At 44.1% G+C, this 17,753-nt stretch carries 10 protein-coding genes; 1 reads left to right on the plus strand and 9 read right to left on the minus strand.

What is annotated here, in order from left to right:
• Positions 1 to 140 precede the first annotated feature (140 nt).
• From asnS to rplM, 9 genes are all read right to left on the minus strand, one after another.
• Complete coding sequence (asnS, locus tag ACVBDY_RS16095; RefSeq protein ID WP_447176483.1) at positions 141 to 1,574, minus strand: asparagine--tRNA ligase; 1,434 nt, start codon at positions 1,572 to 1,574, stop codon at positions 141 to 143.
• Positions 1,575 to 1,894: 320 nt separating this feature from the next.
• Positions 1,895 to 4,282 (minus strand): efflux RND transporter permease subunit, encoded by a 2,388-nt coding sequence (locus tag ACVBDY_RS16100; protein ID WP_447176484.1) that lies wholly within the window; start codon positions 4,280 to 4,282, stop codon positions 1,895 to 1,897.
• Between the two features lie 95 nt (positions 4,283 to 4,377).
• Positions 4,378 to 6,903 carry a DUF5686 and carboxypeptidase-like regulatory domain-containing protein gene (locus ACVBDY_RS16105; RefSeq protein WP_447176485.1) on the minus strand — a complete coding sequence of 842 codons (2,526 nt, stop codon included), beginning with the start codon at positions 6,901 to 6,903 and terminating at the stop codon, positions 4,378 to 4,380.
• A gap of 105 nt (positions 6,904 to 7,008) precedes the next feature.
• Positions 7,009 to 7,566, minus strand: coding sequence for a ribosome recycling factor (gene frr / locus ACVBDY_RS16110; protein ID WP_447176486.1), 558 nt, complete (start codon positions 7,564 to 7,566; stop codon positions 7,009 to 7,011).
• Between the two features lie 39 nt (positions 7,567 to 7,605).
• Positions 7,606 to 8,313: a UMP kinase gene (gene pyrH / locus ACVBDY_RS16115; protein ID WP_447176487.1), complete on the minus strand. Its 708-nt coding sequence runs from the start codon at positions 8,311 to 8,313 to the stop codon at positions 7,606 to 7,608.
• A 162-nt stretch (positions 8,314 to 8,475) separates the two neighbouring features.
• Positions 8,476 to 9,300 (minus strand): translation elongation factor Ts, encoded by an 825-nt coding sequence (gene tsf / locus ACVBDY_RS16120; RefSeq protein ID WP_447176488.1) that lies wholly within the window; start codon positions 9,298 to 9,300, stop codon positions 8,476 to 8,478.
• 106 nt (positions 9,301 to 9,406) lie between these two features.
• The gene (rpsB, locus tag ACVBDY_RS16125; RefSeq protein WP_447176489.1) at positions 9,407 to 10,234 is read right to left on the minus strand and encodes a 30S ribosomal protein S2; all 828 of its coding nucleotides are present in this window, start codon (positions 10,232 to 10,234) and stop codon (positions 9,407 to 9,409) included.
• 190 nt (positions 10,235 to 10,424) lie between these two features.
• The gene (rpsI, locus tag ACVBDY_RS16130; protein WP_447176490.1) at positions 10,425 to 10,811 is read right to left on the minus strand and encodes a 30S ribosomal protein S9; all 387 of its coding nucleotides are present in this window, start codon (positions 10,809 to 10,811) and stop codon (positions 10,425 to 10,427) included.
• Positions 10,811 to 11,266: a 50S ribosomal protein L13 gene (gene rplM, locus ACVBDY_RS16135; RefSeq protein ID WP_123214577.1), complete on the minus strand. Its 456-nt coding sequence runs from the start codon at positions 11,264 to 11,266 to the stop codon at positions 10,811 to 10,813. The genes rpsI and rplM overlap by 1 nt, the downstream gene beginning before the upstream one ends.
• A 324-nt stretch (positions 11,267 to 11,590) precedes the next feature.
• Between rplM and ACVBDY_RS16140 the strand changes: the two genes are divergently transcribed.
• Entirely contained in the window at positions 11,591 to 17,662 is a 6,072-nt protein-coding gene (locus tag ACVBDY_RS16140) for an alpha-2-macroglobulin family protein (protein WP_447176491.1), read from the plus strand.
• Positions 17,663 to 17,753: the final 91 nt, after the last annotated feature.

Below are 17,753 nucleotides of genomic sequence, written 5' to 3' on the forward strand. Positions count from 1 at the left end.
TTGATGTGAGAAAATAACGGGATGTTTCCGGGACTTTCGAAAAGAAGACAACACGTATTTGATGTTGATAATATGCCGGGAAGGAGGTAAAGAAAAATCCCGGTCCGGATTAATTCGGACCGGGATATATAATAAGAATATTAAAACTCTGCATTTTGTGGTGTCCTCGGGAAAGGGATAACATCTCGTATATTGGTCATACCCGTCGCAAACAATACAAGCCGTTCAAAGCCTAGTCCGAAACCACTGTGAACAGCAGTACCGTATTTTCTGAGGTCCAGGTACCACCAAAGTTCTTTTTCATCGATTCCCAGGGCTTTTACCTTTTCCAGGAGTACATCATAACGTTCTTCCCTTTGCGATCCCCCCACGATCTCTCCGATACCGGGAAACAGGATGTCCATGGCTCTTACGGTCTTGCCGTCATCGTTCAGGCGCATATAAAAAGCTTTGATCTTCGCCGGGTAATCAAACAGGATGACAGGGCATTTAAAGTGTTTTTCCACCAGGTAACGTTCGTGTTCACTTTGCAGGTCTGCACCCCATTCTTCAATGATGTACCGGAATTTTTTCTTTTTGTTGGGTTTTGAATTCCGGAGAATGTCAATAGCCTCGGTATAGCTTACCCTTTTAAAGTTATTATCCAGAACGAAACGGAGCTTTTCCGTAAGAGGCATTTCGCTTCTTTCGTTCTGAGGTTTGGTCTTTTCTTCATCCGAAAGACGTTGTTCCAGGAATTCCAGGTCGTCTTGACAGTTTTCCAGAGCGTAGCGGACTACGTATTTTATAAAATCTTCCGCGAGGTCCATGTTACCATCGAGATCCATAAAGGCCACTTCGGGTTCTATCATCCAGAATTCCGCGAGGTGCCTGGAAGTATTGGAGTTTTCGGCACGGAAAGTAGGGCCGAAAGTGTATACTTTACCCAGAGACATGGCATAGGCCTCGGCCTCCAGTTGCCCGGAAACGGTGAGGTTGGTCTCCTTACCGAAAAAATCTTCTTTATAATTTACATGACCGTCTTCATGTAACGGAGGATTTGTGGCATCCAGGGTAGTTACCCGGAACATTTCTCCGGCTCCTTCCGCATCGCTTCCCGTTATGATAGGAGTATTTACGTAGTTGAACCCGTTATTTTGAAAATATTGGTGTACTGCAAACGACAGTGCCGATCGTACACGCATTACCGCACTGAAAGTGCTGGTCCGTGTACGCAAATGAGCCTTTTCTCTGAGGAATTCCAGGGAGTGTTTTTTCGGCTGAATAGGATATTCTTCCGGATGTGAATCTCCTAGGATTTCCAGTTGGTTGGCCTGGATCTCCACTTTTTGTCCTTTTCCGGAGCTTTCTACGAGAGTTCCCTTTATCCGGATCGAAGCCCCGGTTGTAATACGTTTCAGGACATCTTCGGATGTTTTTTCGAAGTCTACCACACATTGAATATTATGAACGGTAGAACCGTCATTCAAAGCAATGAAACGGTTGCTACGGAATGTTCTTACCCATCCCTGAACACTTACTTCCTGTAATAGCAGATCTTCGACAAGCAGGTCTTTTACACTGTACGCCTTCATTTTTTAATCTTCTTGATAAATGATATGTTTTTGACCGGGCTTTAGTGACTGCCGGGCACCGGAAGTCAACCGGAACAGAAACACGTGATGTGTTTGATATCAGTTGGCAAATATAGGTGTTTTTTTAAAGAATGTCCCGGGATTGCGAAAAACAAAAAGGGGATTTTTCCCCTTATTTCGCATTGTTTACAGCCGTATTTTTGAGTTGTAATTAATACATGACATTATTTGAATTAGGAAAAGTAGGTTTGGGGAAACCATAAGAGCCTGTCGGTCCCACTCTGATTGTGAAAAATCGGGGCTTTATCCGGCAGGTTTTTTTATTTTTCCTCATTATCTTCCGTAAGAACATCTATATTAGGTTCTTTTAAGACCTGCTTGTTGGCAATACTTTTTTCCAGCGATAGCAATAAGGAAGGCAGTAGTATAAGGTTGGAAAGCATGGCAAACAACAACGTTGTGGAAACCAGCCCTCCAAGTGCTACCGTACCGCCGAAACTGGAGGTTGTAAAGACAGAAAAGCCGAAAAAGAGAACAATGGAAGTATAGAACATACTTACCCCGGTTTCACGCAGCGCCGCGAAGACCGATTTTCGTATTTTCCAGCCATTGCTTACGAGTTCCTGCCGGTATTTGGCAAGAAAGTGTATGGTGTCGTCTACCGATATACCAAATGCAATACTGAATACCAGTATGGTAGAAGGTTTGATGGGGATACCCAAAAATCCCATTACCCCGGCAGTAATGACCAGAGGGAAAAGATTAGGTATCAGTGATATGATGATCATTTTGAAAGAGCGGAACATGTAGGCCATAAATATGGCAATCAAAATTACGGCCAGGGCTAGGGAAAGAACTAGATTCTTGACCAGGTATTTGGTTCCTTTCATAAATACCAGGGCCTTCCCCGTCATGCTTACATCGTACCTGTCTTCCGGGAAAACCTTGTGTATGGTCGTCCATAACTGGTTTTGTATGTCTTCCATTTCATCCGTTCCCATATCCTGCATAAAAGTGGTGATGCGGGCTATTTGTCCTGTAGAATCCACAAAACTACGTAACAGGTCCGCATTGTCCGCAGATTTTTTGGCATAGGAAAGGATAAAGTGGTTTTCCTGGTTTGACGGGAGTTGATAATATGCCGGATTGCCGTTATAATAAGCCTGCTTGGAATATTTGACCAGGTTGACTACCGAAATGGGTTTGGAAAGCCCGGGAATATCCCTGATCAATTCTTCCAGTTCGTCCATCCTGCGGAGTGTGGACAGTTTCATAACCCCGTTCTTCCGCTTGGTATTCACCATGATCTCCAGTGGCATGATGCCGTCAAATTCCTTTTCAAAGAAACGTATATCATCAAAAAAACCGGTGCTTTTGGGCATATCTTCGATAATACTTCCGGATATGCGTATCTGGTATATCCCGATAATGCTGGCGACAAGAAGGACCAGGGAAAATATGCTTATCTCAATACGCCTGTATCTTACCGTTTTTTCCATCCAGTTTACAAAACCACCTATCCATCGTTTGTTCAGATGCTTCAGATGTCTTTTTTTAGGTAAGGGCATGAAGCTGTAAATGATCGGAATAATAAGCAAGGACAGGATAAAAATTGCCAGTATGTTTATCGAAGCCACAATACCGAATTCCTTAAGCAGTTTACTTTCCGTTACGATAAAGGAAGCAAAACCGACGGCGGTGGTGGCGTTGGTCATTAAAGTAGCATTACCTATTTTGGAGATTACTCTTTGAAGTGATTTTGCCTGGTTACCGTGTTTTTTTACTTCCTGTTGATATTTGTTGATAAGGAAAATGCAGTTTGGAATACCGATAACAATGATCAAAGGAGGGATAAGCGCGGTAAGCACGGTTATTTCATAATGTAGCAGTCCCAAAATGCCAAAGGCCCACATAACACCGATGATAACCACGATCATTGAGATCAGGGTGGCCCGGAATGAGCGGAAAAAGAAAAAGAAAATAAGCGATGTAACCCCCAGTGCAGCGAGGATAAAACCACCTATTTCATCTATAATGTTCTGCGAGTTTAAAGTTCTTATATAAGGCATTCCGGAAACGTGTACCTTTAACCCGGTATTGCTCTCGAATTTTTCGACAAGAGGAATGAAGTCGTTAAAAATAAAATCTTTTCGTACCGGTGTGTTTACAATCTCCTTATCGATATATACCGCGGTACGAATAGTTTCGGTTTCTTTGTTGAACAAAAGGCTCTCGTAGAACGGTAGTTCGTGAAACAAATGGTTTTTTAGGGTGTCTATAGCCGCTTCCGATTCCGGCTGGTGGTCCAGGAAAGGTTTTAGTTCGAATTCCTGTTTCTCCGTGTTTTTGACCAGTTCTTTCAGGTTATCCGTAGAGACGACCAGGTCCACTTCCGGGAAGGCATTTAGCTGTTTGCTCAATTTGTTCCACAGGCTAAAATTACGCGGGGTAAACAGTGCAGGATCTTTTACAGCCAGGACGATCAGGTTACCTTCTTCACCAAATGTTTTCAGGAATCTATTGTATTCGACATTCACCGGGTGATGATCGGGCAACAGGTTAGCCTCGGTGTAGGTAAAGCGCATGTTTTTCCACTGTAATGCAAGAAAAACAGTAATGCCGGCAATTAAAAGGAGTATGAAAATCCTGTTCCGTAGAATTATTCGTGCGACCCTTTCCCAAAAGCCTTTACGTATCCAAGCGACCATCTCGTTTTTTTAACTCGGCAAAGGTAAGAAATTAGTGCATAATAGCCTCTTAAGTTTTTGTTAGAAACGGGCGGGCGGAGTAATATTTTACCCGCTTAAAATCCTAAGCTCATGTAATATGTGAATTTGAAAGAAATATTGTCATCAAAATGTGGTAGTCGATATGGTCCGTAACGATACATGGCACTGAGACCAAATCCTTTGAATATCTTATTTAATTCGAAACCGCTTTCTAAATATCCCTTGTTGAGGGATTTGAAATCCAGTCCTATATGTTTTTCGGAATGAGTTATACTTCCTATGGCAAAACGGGATATCAGGGTGAAGTCCGGTCTTATTTTTCCGATCAGCTTGAACCTGTTGGATTGATGTTTAAACTGGGCCATAACATAACGGTCCGAAAAGAATTCGTTAAAGTACATCGTCTCGAAGCTATTTCTCCCGGCAACCGCAAACCGCTGTAGTATGGCATTTCCCTGAGGTTGGTTCGGTGATGCGTTATAGAGGTGGGTAACCGGGATATCTCCGTATGCCAGCCCTCCTTTCACGAGCAAGCTGGTGACGGTGCGGTTGGGGTGTACGATCTGGTGCATACCGCGGAAATCGAGTTTTGTAAATTCAAAGTCCCCTTCCAGGACATTGCGAAGGCTCCGGGTTACCTGGAAGGTAAAGTTGGGATAACTGTTCCGCATGGTGGCCTTGCCGTGCCGGGTTTGCATGTAACGGCTAAAAGGAACCCATTGTAAAGCCAATGTAGCTTCGGTAAGTTTAAAGTCGTAATAAGATGCACCGTCGTGGATGTAAAGGTAATTGTATGTGGGAACAATGTTGCTTTGGCTGAACTGGAATTTGGCACCGATCTTGGCCGTAATATCATGTTCCAGGTAAGCGCTGGTCCTGCGTGTTTTGTGGAACATGGTGATATTGAAAAGACGCGGTTCGAACAAGGAAAAGCTCCGGGATTCATTGATGAACTCTGCACTTCCGGTTTCTACAAGATCGTCCATGTAAGAAGCACCTATCCAGGTATTGGTTATTTTGGCCAGCCTGGCAGCCGCACCGACGCCGAATTTTATCCTTTGGTCTTTAGTGCCATAAACACTATATGCCTGTAAGCGGTACCTGGATGAAAAATCGGTATTGGTTATAGCCCCTATTCCTAACCGGAAGCCTTCGTAGTTGTTATATTTTAGCAGGTACCTCAGGTCCAGGTCCACATATTTCAACGGGTAGTAACCAATCAGTAACTTCCTTGCCAGGTTGACTTTTCGTTCAATATTATTGGCATCTGCTATACTGTCTACCACACTATAGGTCTCTGCACCCCTTTCCGAAAGGGGAGATGTCCGGTAAGAATTCCAGAATTCCTCACTTTTATGGTGGGCGTCATCTACGATTTCCATAGCAATGCCTCTTCCCTTGATCTCTACAGGTGTGTTCAGGGAAATGTCAAAATTTTCCTCCCTGCTTATAAAATGCATAAGTTTGGATACATCCTGGCTTGTTGAAACGGAAGTAGGGTCTTCGGATTTATCTTCCGGCCCTGTAATGGAAGCTCCCATTAGCGATATGGCGTCCTTGTTTTCTCCCCGGACGATTTTTATTTGTTTGGAAGAAGGAAACCAGATATTTTCTTCCGGGAAATATGCAAAAGTCTGTGAAGCACTGATATCTATGACCGCTTTTAGCTGCGCTACGGCTTTTTGAAGGGCATAAGATTCGGTATCTACATATAATACCCCTTCCATGCTGGCGGTTTTAGCTTTTCCCTTCGGATAGTAATAGATCATGTATGCAGGTCTCCGGTTATTTTGGTTAGGAACCGTATCGAGAATTCTGTAGTGATAAGAGCTTAGGGCACCGTTTCCGGCGGGACCGGGATAGTCCGTACCAAAAATGGTGTATTTGTTCTGGTAAAAAGAGAAAGATTGCATTTGCAGGGCCAGAAATTCGTAGACAGGCTCTTCAAAACCGGCCATTTTTGTAGCCAGTACGGTTTCTCTTTTGCCCTTTTTTCGGTTAAAAGTATATTCGGATACCTTTTCGGAAATATAAAGGTGGGAGTGGGATAATTGTTTCTTTAGCTCATAACCGGTAGAGTCCAGTTTTTCAAATTTCTTTTTTCCGTTGGTTTTCTTGAAGATGGAATCTATGGTGCCCTGTATGGAATCGGGATTTGCGGTAATCAGGAGTTTGTTGTAGGTATTGTACTTAAAGGTGTTCAATACTCTTTCCGGATCGTTGACCGCCCTTTTCCGTATGACTTCCCTGATAATATCAACGGCTGGGTTTTCTCCTCCGGTAACCACTACTTCGCGAAGTTTCTCGGGGGTTTCTTCAAGGGGTATGGTGTAGAACGATTTACCGTCCTCTATATCTATGGTTTTTTCGAGATAACCTATGTAGGAAAAGGTAAAACTATGTATTTCTTCTTTCCGGTTGTCTATTTCAAATTTTCCGTCAGCATTGGTTATAGTACCTTCTCCTGTGTCGGTTAGGATATTGGCAAAGGGCAGGGGAGTCCCGGTATTCTGATCGCGAACCACGCCTGAGATAATCTCCTGGGAAAGGCAGAAAGCGGGAATAAAAAAAACAAAAAAGAGGAGTAGCTGCTTTTTCATTAAGTAAATGTCTTTATGTATCTCATAACGGATTAAAAACGGTAATGTTACAAAAAAAATGCCCGTGATATGCGGGCACTTAAAAAAAATTATGTGAAGTTTAACTTATACTGTCATGATTTCTTTTTCCTTTACGGCCAGGAGGTCATCGACTTTTTTGATGTAACTGTCGGTTAGTTCCTGTACGTCCACTTCGGCATTTTTCTTCAGGTCTTCGGAAGCATCTTCCAATTTTTTAATGTCTTTATTGGCTTCCTGCCTTGCAGCCCTGATACTTACTTTGGCATCTTCGGCTTCGCCTTTGGCCTGTTTTACAAGGTCGCGCCTTCTTTCTTCGGTTAGCGGGGGAACATTGATAATGATGGTCTCTCCGTTGTTCATAGGGTTAAATCCTATATTGGCTACAATGATAGCTTTTTCGATTGTCTGGAGCATACCTTTTTCCCACGGTTGTATGGATATGGTCCTGGCGTCGGGAGTGTTGACATTGGCAACCTGGCTCAGAGGTGTCTGTGATCCGTAATAATCTACAAATACACTTCCCACCATGGCAGGGCTTGCCTTTCCGGCACGGATATTAACAAACTCCTTTTCGAGGTGAGCTATGGCATCGTCCATGGCTTCTTTGGCGCTGTCTAGTATAAAATCGATCTCTTCATTCATGATTGTTGATTTTATTTGGTTGTAAAGCTTTCGGATAGGTTACAGGTTCACCTTGGTCCCTACATTTTCACCGGAAACTACTTTGTAAAGGTTTCCTTTTTTATTCATGTCAAAGACAATAATAGGTAATTCGTTTTCCTGACTGAGGGTAAAAGCTGTGGTGTCCATTACCTTAAGTCCTTTTTTCAGGACATCGTCAAAAGAGATGAAATCGAACTTGGTTGCACTTTTGTCTTTTTCCGGATCGGAAGTATAAATGCCGTCAACCCTGGTGCCTTTGAGAATGACATTGGCTTCGATTTCAATAGCCCGCAGTACTGCTGCCGAGTCTGTGGTGAAATAAGGGTTTCCGGTACCACCCCCGAAGATTACGACTCTTCCTTTTTCCAGGTGACGGATAGCTCTTCGGCGGATAAAAGGTTCCGCAACTTCATTGATTTTAATGGCAGATTGCAGCCTGGTCTGTACTCCGGTATTTTCCAGTGCACTCTGAAGTGCGAGTCCGTTAATGACGGTGGCGAGCATGCCCATGTGGTCGCCCTGTACACGGTCCATGCCATTGCTGGCTCCGGCCACTCCCCGGAAAATATTACCTCCTCCTATTACAATGGCTACTTCTACGCCCTGGTCTACTATTTCCTTGATATCTGTTGCGTATTCGGCAAGGCGTTTGGGGTCTATTCCGTATTGTCTTTCTCCCATTAAGGCTTCGCCACTTAGTTTGAGGAGGATTCTCTTGTATTGCATAGTTTTTCGGATGAGTTGTGTGCAAATATAAGGATAATCTCAAATTAAGAAAATGGAAAATTAAAAGGAGAAAAAAGATGAGATTATATAAGCGTATATGAAAAAAAACCGTATCCTGTTGTGTCAGAATACGGCTTTTAAATATATGGTAGGATTAATTGCTTATCCCAAAGCAACTCTTTTGAATCCTGTTACGGTAAGGTCGCTATTTACGGATTTTACGTAAGCCGCAACACTTACTTTGTTGTCTTTTATATAATCCTGGTTTACCAGGGTATTGTCTTTAAAGAAACGTTTGAGTTTTCCCTTGGCGATATTTTCGAGCATAGCTTCCGGCTTTCCTTCTGCACGAAGCTGATCTTTTGCAATTTCGATCTCTTTGTCGATCACAGATTGGTCAACACCTGCATCGTCAAGAGCAATAGGGTTCATTGCTGCAGCCTGCATAGCTACGTTTTTAGCAGCCTCTTCAGCGCCGTCTACATTAGACGACAAACCAACGACGGTAGCAATTTTATTTCCGGCATGGATGTAAGAACCTACGAAAGGGGCCCGGATGGATTCGAATCCGCCGATCTCAATTTTTTCGCCGATCACCCCGGTTTGTTCTGTAAGTTTTTCTCCTACGGTGATGCCGTTGTAATCTGCTTGAAGCAGTTCTTCTTTAGAGGTATAATTCAGGGCCATTTCAGCCAGGTCCGTAGCCAGTTTTACAAAAGATTCGTTTTTGGCAACAAAGTCGGTTTCACAATTCAGGGAAACGATTACACCTTGAGTGGCGTCGTCATTTACTTTAGCGATAACAGCACCTTCGGTAGACTCCCTGTCTGCACGGTTAGCTGCTACTTTTTGTCCTTTTTTGCGAAGTATTTCTATCGCTTTGTCAAAATCGCCTTCAGCTTCTACCAACGCCTTTTTACAGTCCATCATACCGGCACCGGTAGCTTGTCTTAATTTGTTAACTTCTGCGGCTGTGATGTTTGCCATTTTTTATCTTTTTATTTGAGTAAAATCAAAGGGCCGACCAAATAAGCCCTGAACAAATATATTGGTTTGACATTATGCGGTCGGCACCTCAATATTAATTTTAGGTTTAATTTTCGTTGTTGCTCTCTGTTGCTTCAGCTTTTGCCTCTTCGGTTTTAGCTTCTTTAGCTTCGGCTACCGGTGCCTCTTCGTTTGTTGAAGGTTCCTTATCGGTTTTTGCAACTTCTTTTTCAGATCTTTCGGCCTTTCTTTCGGAAAGCCCTTCGGCAACAGAAGCTGTTACATGTGAAAGAACTTTTTCTATAGACTTGGAAGCGTCGTCGTTGGACGGAATCACGTAGTCCACATCACGGGGATCGGAGTTGGTGTCTACCATTGCGAAAATTGGAATGTTTAATTTCTGTGCTTCTTTCACAGCAATGTGCTCACGCATGGTATCCACGATAAACAGTGCTCCGGGAAGACGTGTCATGTCTGCAATAGAACCAAGTTGTTTGTCTAACTTAGCCCTTAAACGATCCACCTGTAAACGTTCTTTTTTGGAGAGGGTGTTGAACGTGCCATCTTTTTTCATCTTGTCGATGGACGTCATTTTCTTAACGGCTTTACGGATGGTCACAAAGTTAGTGAGCATTCCGCCGGGCCATCTTTCTGTAATATAGGGCATATTAACAGCACCTGCTTTTTCAGCAACGATGTCTTTTGCCTGTTTTTTAGTGGCTACGAAAAGTATTTTCCGGCCTGAAGCTGCAATCTTCTTAAGGGCTTCTCCGGCCTCATCGATTTTTGCAGCGGTCTTGTACAGGTTAATAACGTGGATTCCGTTACGCTCCATATAAATGTAAGGAGCCATATTAGGATTCCATTTCCTGGTGAGGTGTCCGAAGTGTACACCTGCTTCTAATAAATCTTTTACGTCTATTTTGCTTGCCATTTTTGTAATAGTTTACGTTCCGTTGAGTTAGCAATGCTGAAGTGGCTCATGATGAGGCCTCCGTCATTTGGATGCTAAACTAATTTCCCGATTTATTCGTCCGGGACAACGACAACATGGTTATTTTTATACCTGTGCCGGTAAAAAACCGGGTTCGGTAGCATTTCGGATAAAAATATCCTGAAAAAAATTAACGTTTGGAGAACTGGAATTTCTTACGGGCTTTCTTCTGGCCGTATTTCTTGCGTTCTACCATTCGCGGATCCCTGGTAAGCAGACCTTCCGGTTTCAGGGTGGTTCTGTTTTCCGCATCTACTTCACAAAGTGCTCTGGATATGGCGAGGCGTACGGCTTCTGCCTGTCCGGTGCTGCCACCTCCGTAAACATTAACCTTGATGTCAAAGTTTTCTGCGTTCTCGGTAAGGGTCAGCGGCTGTTTTACTTTGTACTGTAAAGTAGCAGTAGGAAAATAGGTGTTCAGTTCTTTCTTGTTGACGGTAATGTTTCCGCTTCCCTGAGAAACATATACACGTGCAACTGCAGTTTTTCTTCTGCCGATTTTGTGAATAACTTCCATTACTTCAGCTCGTTTAAGTTAATTGCAGTAGGTTTTTGTGCTTCTTGTTTGTGTTCAGCGCCTACATATACTTTCAGGTTGCGGAATAAAGCTGCTCCCAGCCTGTTTTTCGGCAGCATTCCCTTAACGGATTTCTCGATGATTCTGGCCGGATCTTTAGCAAAAAGTTCTTTTGCGTTAAGAGATCGCTGACCACCCGGATAGCCCGTGTGACGGATATACTCTTTTGCTTCCCACTTGTTACCTGTTAAATTGATTTTTTCTGCGTTGATAATAACCACATTATCTCCACAGTCCACATGCGGGGTGTAACTAGGCTTGTACTTACCTCTGAGGATCTTTGCTACCTTAGAGGCAAGACGTCCTAACGTCTGTCCTTCGGCATCAACCAGCACCCACTTCTTGTCAGCAGTCGCTTTGTTGGCCGAGATGGTTTTGTAGCTTAACGTGTTCACACTAATTTTTTTAAATTAAACATTCCATTCCCAATAAACGGGGTGCAAATGTACAACTATAAATCGTAATTACAAATACAGGCTTATTATTATTTTGAAGTGGATAACCATTTGGTTTTCATCAGGTAATTGGCCGGGAAAATGAAGTGAAGGGTGTCCGGCAGGTATAAGAATGTGTTGTAGGTTTTTTATGGCATATTATTTGTTATTTGTCGATGTAATACTGTATAAAAGATGTATTTTTAAAAATAGGAAATAAACATCAGTATCCCGTCCCGGAGTATATGGCATTTTCGGCAGGTGTACGGACAAACACTTAGTTATATGAGAACATATCTGTTTTGTATTGTGGCCCTTTTTTGTATTCCTTTGGCCGCCCAGGAATTTCCTTATGAAAAGAAGTGGAAAGAGATTGAAAAGAAAGAGACGGAAGGCCTGCTCAAAAATATATTGCCCGCGGTAAACGAAATTTACGAGGCGGCAAAAAAGGACGGGAATGTCAAGCAACGGATCCGTGCCTTGCTTTACCGGGGTAAAATAGCCGTAATTACAGATGATGACGATGAAGTGCAGTTGCGTGTTATCCGGGATTTTGAGAAAGAGATCGCTGAAGCCGGCGCGGTTGAGAAAAATATCCTGGAATCCATGCTGGCAGAGACAATTTATAAGTACTACCGGAGCAACCGGTGGAGTATTAACCAACGGACCCGGATGGAAGAAGCTTCCACGGAAGATTTTCGTTTCTGGAGTGAAAATATCTTTAACGACAGAATTACGGCACTTTATCTCCGTTCTCTGGATAATGGAGAGGCGTTGAAACAACAACCTGTCGAAAACTGGAAAGAAATACTCGAAGTTTACGAATGGGAAAGGATTTATGACACCACGGGTGCCGATAAGGATAAGACCAGGGATGACCGTATTGCAAAGGGAAGGGAACTTCGCCCCACAATATATGACCTCATTTCACACCGGGCCATAGATTTTTTCCGCGATCAGCCCGGTATTTTCTTCAACTCCTTTGCAGAAGATAAGGATTCTAAGAATAAAAAAGAAAGAGCTGCGGCTTTGCTTCGTGAACTGGCTGATTTTCACAAAGAAAAGAAACATACAAATGCCATACTTTATAATGAACTGGAAATCCTGAAACTATGTAAACAGGAATATGCAGGGGACTCCTATATTGAAGAACTTGAGAAACTCTCCCGTGTTTCTCCCGGGGACTGGTATACCGGAGAAATATTATTGGAACTGGCCCGTTTTTATAAGGAACGGGCAGGCCGGGAAGAGACCGGGGATTTTACGGCAAGGAAAGAATGGTTTGATAAAACACTGGTACTTACCCGAAATATTGAAAAAAAATATGCCAAAACTTCTTCGTCCAATGAAGCTGCACGGATACGACAACAGATACATGCTAAAGATTTTTCTATCCGTGTAGAATCCTATATTCCTTCCGGACAATACAATCCGTTATCCGTAACACATAAAAACCTGGACCGGATTTACTTTAAAGTGTTGAAATTCCATCCTGATCTCAACGATTATTTCCAGGACCCGGTGCGCGATATACGTTATGCCGGTGAAGAAGACAGGCAAAAATTACTGGAAGAACTGTTCCGGAAATACCCTTTGGAAAAAGAGTTCACACTTTCTCTGAAAACTTTTAACGATTACCAGGATCATACGACAACCGCAGCCCTGGAAGTATTGCCCGAAGGAATGTACATTGTTCTCGCAACAAATGACCCGGATTTTAAAACAGATAAGGAAGGAGTTGTTCTGCAATCGCAACTGGTCAACATAACCGATTACGCCATCATAGGAAACGGGAGGGAATTACTGGTTACGGAAAGACAGGAAGGTCACCCGAAAGCCGGGAAAACCATAGAGGTTTATGAAAGAGACAACAAAAGGTTGAAACTGGCAAAGACCATTAAAACCGATGCCTCCGGAAAGGCAGATGTCTACTATAACAACCAGCGGTATTACCAGTATTATTACCGGATTAAAGGAGAAGATGTCTTTTACAACCAATACAGTTATTATACGGACCGGGATTACCGGGCGGAAACGGCATACCACACCCGGTTTTTTACGGACCGTTCCATCTATCGTCCCGGGCAGACGGTTTATTTTAAAGCGATACATTATAAGGAGGCCCCCGACGGTAACAAAGAAGTTATAGATAACGAAAAGCTTGATATAGAGTTGCTGGACCCAAACGATGATACCATCGGAGAACTGGAACTGACAACAAACGCTTTTGGTTCCGTATCCGGCGAGTTTGTACTGCCCGCTGGTGGTATAACGGGGATATTTACCCTGGAAAGCGATTCGGGAGAAACCTATACTATCAGCGTGGAAGAATATAAACGTCCCCGTTTTGAAGTGGTGTTCGATACGGTAAAGGAGACTTTTCGTCTCGGAGAAGAAATAACAGCGGGGGCAAAAGCAAAGGCTTATTCGGGAGCTGATATTGACAATGCTAAAGTGGTATACCGTGTGTATCGCCAGGCCATATATCCTTATCTTCCCTGGTGGAGACGTCAGTACGTAAACCCGGAGCCGAGAGAGGAAATCACGCACGGAGAGACAACGACGGATGCGGAAGGGAATTTTAGAATCCCGTTTGAAGCAAAAGCACCTGTTCCTTCCGTTTCTTCCGGAAAGAAAAAGGATCCGCGGACATATACCTATACCGTAGAAGCGGATATTACCGATATTAATGGGGAGACCCGGTCGGGGAGTCAGAGTATCACAGTGGGGGACCTGAGGTATACACTCCACCTGGACATGCCATCACAAGTGGCATGGGAAGATTTGAAAACCGCAGGCATTCGTACCGAAAACCTCAACGGGCAGTTCATGCCGGCAAAAGGAGAGCTTACGCTTACCAAAATAATACCTCCGGAACGCGTATTGCGGGAAAGCCCGTTACAGGCCGGAGATTATGAATTGTATGATAAAGAAGAGTTTGTAAAACGGTTTCCGAACGATCCGTATGCCAAAGAAGACAAAAAGGAAAACTGGAAAGAGGAAAGCCCGGCGATCTCGGTGAATTTTGATACCGGTAAAGAAAAAGAGATCGATGTAAAACCCGGGAAAGGATGGAAAGAAGGATACTACCTGCTTCGGGGATACATCCGGGACGGACAGGACAGCATTCCTGCCGAAAAGTTGGTTTACCTGTATAAGAAAGATAAAAAAGACCCGGTGGACAAAGAGCTTTTTTCCGTGACGACGGATAAAGACAGTTACGTGCCGGGGGATGTGGCCCGGCTTACTTTTGCTTCTTCCGCACCGGATGCCATTGTGGTGGCAGAACTCGAATACGACGGCAAGATTGTAAAAAGAGAAGAACTGAAAATAAACAATGGTGTAAAGGTATTTTCATTCCCTGTAAAAGAAAGTTACCGGGGTAATATATTCGTTCACTATTATTTAGGGAAATACAATACGGCACAGCAGGGTACGCAAACCATAACCGTTCCTTTCGAAGAAAATAAACTGGAGATCACCGCGGGGACTATGCGCGATAAATTGCAGCCCGGCGATGAAGAGACCTGGGAACTCACGGTAAGCGGGGAAGGCAAAGATGCTTTCCTGGCGGGACTGGCTACCGGAGGGGCCGAAGTGCTCGCTGCGATGTACGATGCCTCCCTGGACCAGTTCAACCCCCATAACATTCAATGGTCTCCATACAGTAGTTTTGTACGATACTCCAGGTACAGCGATTGGAATCTTCATACGGGGTATGGTGTGGCATCCTTTGCTCGCATTTTTAATATCCCCTTTTCTGTCCCCGGAAATGGAATAACACCTCTTTTCGATCAGATTAATTGGTTCGGATTCGATATTAACGGGAGAAATCACCAGAATATACGTATAAGAGGCATGTCTGCAATGGCTACTGCGAGAAAAGCAGCGGCGCCGGCGGAAGAATCCGAAGTGCAGGAATATGCTATGGATGACAGTATGGCCTTGGAAGAGGTTGTGACAATAGCAGAGACCAATGAGAGCATTACTGGCAGTGCCGAAGCGGAAGATTTGTCCGGCTTAACGGGGGTACAACCCCGGCGTGCCCTCCAGGAAACCGCTTTTTTCTTTCCGCATCTTAAAACGGACAAGGATGGTAATGTAAAAATAAGTTTCACCACTCCCGAAAGTCTTACGGAATGGAAATTCATGGCCCTGGCGCATACCCCGGAATTGCATACCGCCAATTACGAAGCCAGCATCCGTACACAGAAAGAACTGATGATCGTTCCCAATCCCCCACGGTTTTTAAGGGAGGGGGATGTTATCGAATTCCAGGCAAAGGTCACGAATCTTTCCGGGAAAAAACTATCCGGGAATGCACAGTTACTGCTTTTCGATGCCTTTACGATGCAGCCCGTTGACGGAGACTTCGGCAATGAAGAAAACAACCGGGAGTTCACGGCTTCCGAAGGCCAAAGCAGCAACCTCACCTGGAAGTTACATGTTCCCGCCGGACAGCAGGCAGTCGTATACCGTGTAGTGGCTAAAGCAGGCAGTTATTCCGACGGGGAAGAATCGGCATTACCGGTGCTTACCAATCGCATGCTGGTTACCGAGACATTACCGCTACATATCCGCGAAGGACAGGAAAAGACATTTAAACTGGAGAAACTCACGGAGACCGAATCCGCTACCCGGGAAAATTTCAAACTAACATTTGAAATGACCACCAACCCGGTGTGGTACGCCATTTTTTCATTGCCTTATCTCCGGGAATTCCCCTATGAGTGTTCCGAACAGGTATTTTCCAGAGTGTACGGAAATTTGATTTCACAGCATCTCGTTAATTCCAATCCTAAAATAAAAGCAGTCTTTGACGATTGGAACCGCAAAGGGCAGTTGCAATCCAGGCTGGAACTCAATGAAGAACTGAAATCCCTTTTGCTGGAAGAAACCCCCTGGGTACGCCAGGCCGCTGATGAAGAGGAACAGATGAAACGCATTGCGGTTTTGTTTGATCTGAACAAGATGCGTAACGAACTGGGGTCCGCATTCCGGAAACTGGAAAACAAACAATTGTCTTCCGGGGGATTCCCCTGGTTCGAAGGGGGTGATGCCAATGTGTATATAACCACACATATCGTTTCCGGTTTTGGCCATCTTGGAGCTATGGGAATGGATTACGATAAGAATTTCGATATCCGTCCCGATAACATGATACGGAAAGCCATCAAATTTATGGATGAGAAAATGGAAGAGGAATGGGACCGCTATAAAAAGAATGACAAATATCCACCTTCTTTATACAGCGGAGTGTCGTGGATGTATGCCCGAAGCTATTTCCTGAAAGAGTACCCGCTCAGCAAAAAAGGAAAGGCAATGGCTGATTATTTCCTTGGGAAGATGGAAAAAGAAAAATTCAGCGGTTCCAGGTATCACCAGGCTATGCTGTCTCTCGTATTTCACCGTTTCGGAAAAAATGACCCGGCAAGGAAGCTATTACTTTCTGTAAAAGACCAGTCCGTGGAAAGTGATGAAATGGGGATGTACTGGAAAGATAACCGTCCCGGATGGTACTGGTACAACGCACCGATAGAAACACAGGCATTACTTATCGAAGCCTTTGATGAAGTACTGCAGGATACGGAGAGTGTGGAACTGATGAAAGTCTGGCTGCTTAAAAACCGCCAAACCAATCGCTGGGCATCTACCAAGGCCACTACCGAAGCTGTTTTTGCCTTGATGAGTACCGGGAAAGACTGGGTAAATGCAGAGGGCGGATTGGAGGTGAGCCTCGGGGGAGAGAAGCTGGATATCGAAAAGATGGAAGAAAAGCAAAAAGGAAGCGGGTACGTAAAAACCGCCTGGGATAAAGAGGAAATAAAACCGGAAATGGGAATAGTGGAAGTAAAGAAAACTTCACCGGGTGTTGCCTGGGGCGCTTTGTACTGGCAGTATTTCGAAGATCTGGACCAGATTACCTCGGCAGAGACCGGGGTGCGTTTCAAAAAAGAACTCTTCCTGAAAAAAATGACGGACAACGGGCCCGAATTACAGCGGATAACAGAAGATACGCCGATACAGGTCGGCGACCTGGTAACAGTACGGCTCGAAATCAAAAACGACCGGGATATGGAGTTCGTACATATCAAGGATATGCGTGCCAGTGGCTTTGAACCCGTAAATGTCTTGTCCCGCTACAAGTGGCAGGGCGGACTGGGATATTACGAAAGCACGCGTGATGCCGCCACCAATTTCTTTGCGGACAGGATGCCGAAAGGGGTTTATGTATTCGAATATGACCTGAGAGCCAATAACAGCGGTAATTTTTCCAATGGAATAACCTCCTTGCAATGTATGTATGCCCCCGAAATGAGTGCGCATTCCGAAGGCATAAGGGTACGCATAAAATAATGGTGAAAGCTGCCTCCTTTTTTCTTTAGGAGGTAGCTTCTTTATCTTATACAGTAGAATAACAGCGGCCTTCCTCATGGCATTTTTGTAT

This window comes from Sinomicrobium halophytocola, from assembly GCF_052983395.1.

Excerpts from the sequence above, each read along its gene's own strand:
- asnS (WP_447176483.1), bottom strand. The coding sequence starts at position 1,574 with ATGAAGGCGTACAGTGTAAAAGACCTGCTTGTCGAAGATCTGCTATTA.
- ACVBDY_RS16100 (WP_447176484.1), bottom strand. The coding sequence starts at position 4,282 with ATGGTCGCTTGGATACGTAAAGGCTTTTGGGAAAGGGTCGCACGAATA.
- ACVBDY_RS16105 (WP_447176485.1), bottom strand. The coding sequence starts at position 6,903 with ATGAAAAAGCAGCTACTCCTCTTTTTTGTTTTTTTTATTCCCGCTTTC.
- frr (WP_447176486.1), bottom strand. The coding sequence starts at position 7,566 with ATGAATGAAGAGATCGATTTTATACTAGACAGCGCCAAAGAAGCCATG.
- pyrH (WP_447176487.1), bottom strand. The coding sequence starts at position 8,313 with ATGCAATACAAGAGAATCCTCCTCAAACTAAGTGGCGAAGCCTTAATG.
- tsf (WP_447176488.1), bottom strand. The coding sequence starts at position 9,300 with ATGGCAAACATCACAGCCGCAGAAGTTAACAAATTAAGACAAGCTACC.
- rpsB (WP_447176489.1), bottom strand. The coding sequence starts at position 10,234 with ATGGCAAGCAAAATAGACGTAAAAGATTTATTAGAAGCAGGTGTACAC.
- rpsI (WP_447176490.1), bottom strand. The coding sequence starts at position 10,811 with ATGGAAGTTATTCACAAAATCGGCAGAAGAAAAACTGCAGTTGCACGT.
- ACVBDY_RS16140 (WP_447176491.1), top strand. The coding sequence starts at position 11,591 with ATGAGAACATATCTGTTTTGTATTGTGGCCCTTTTTTGTATTCCTTTG.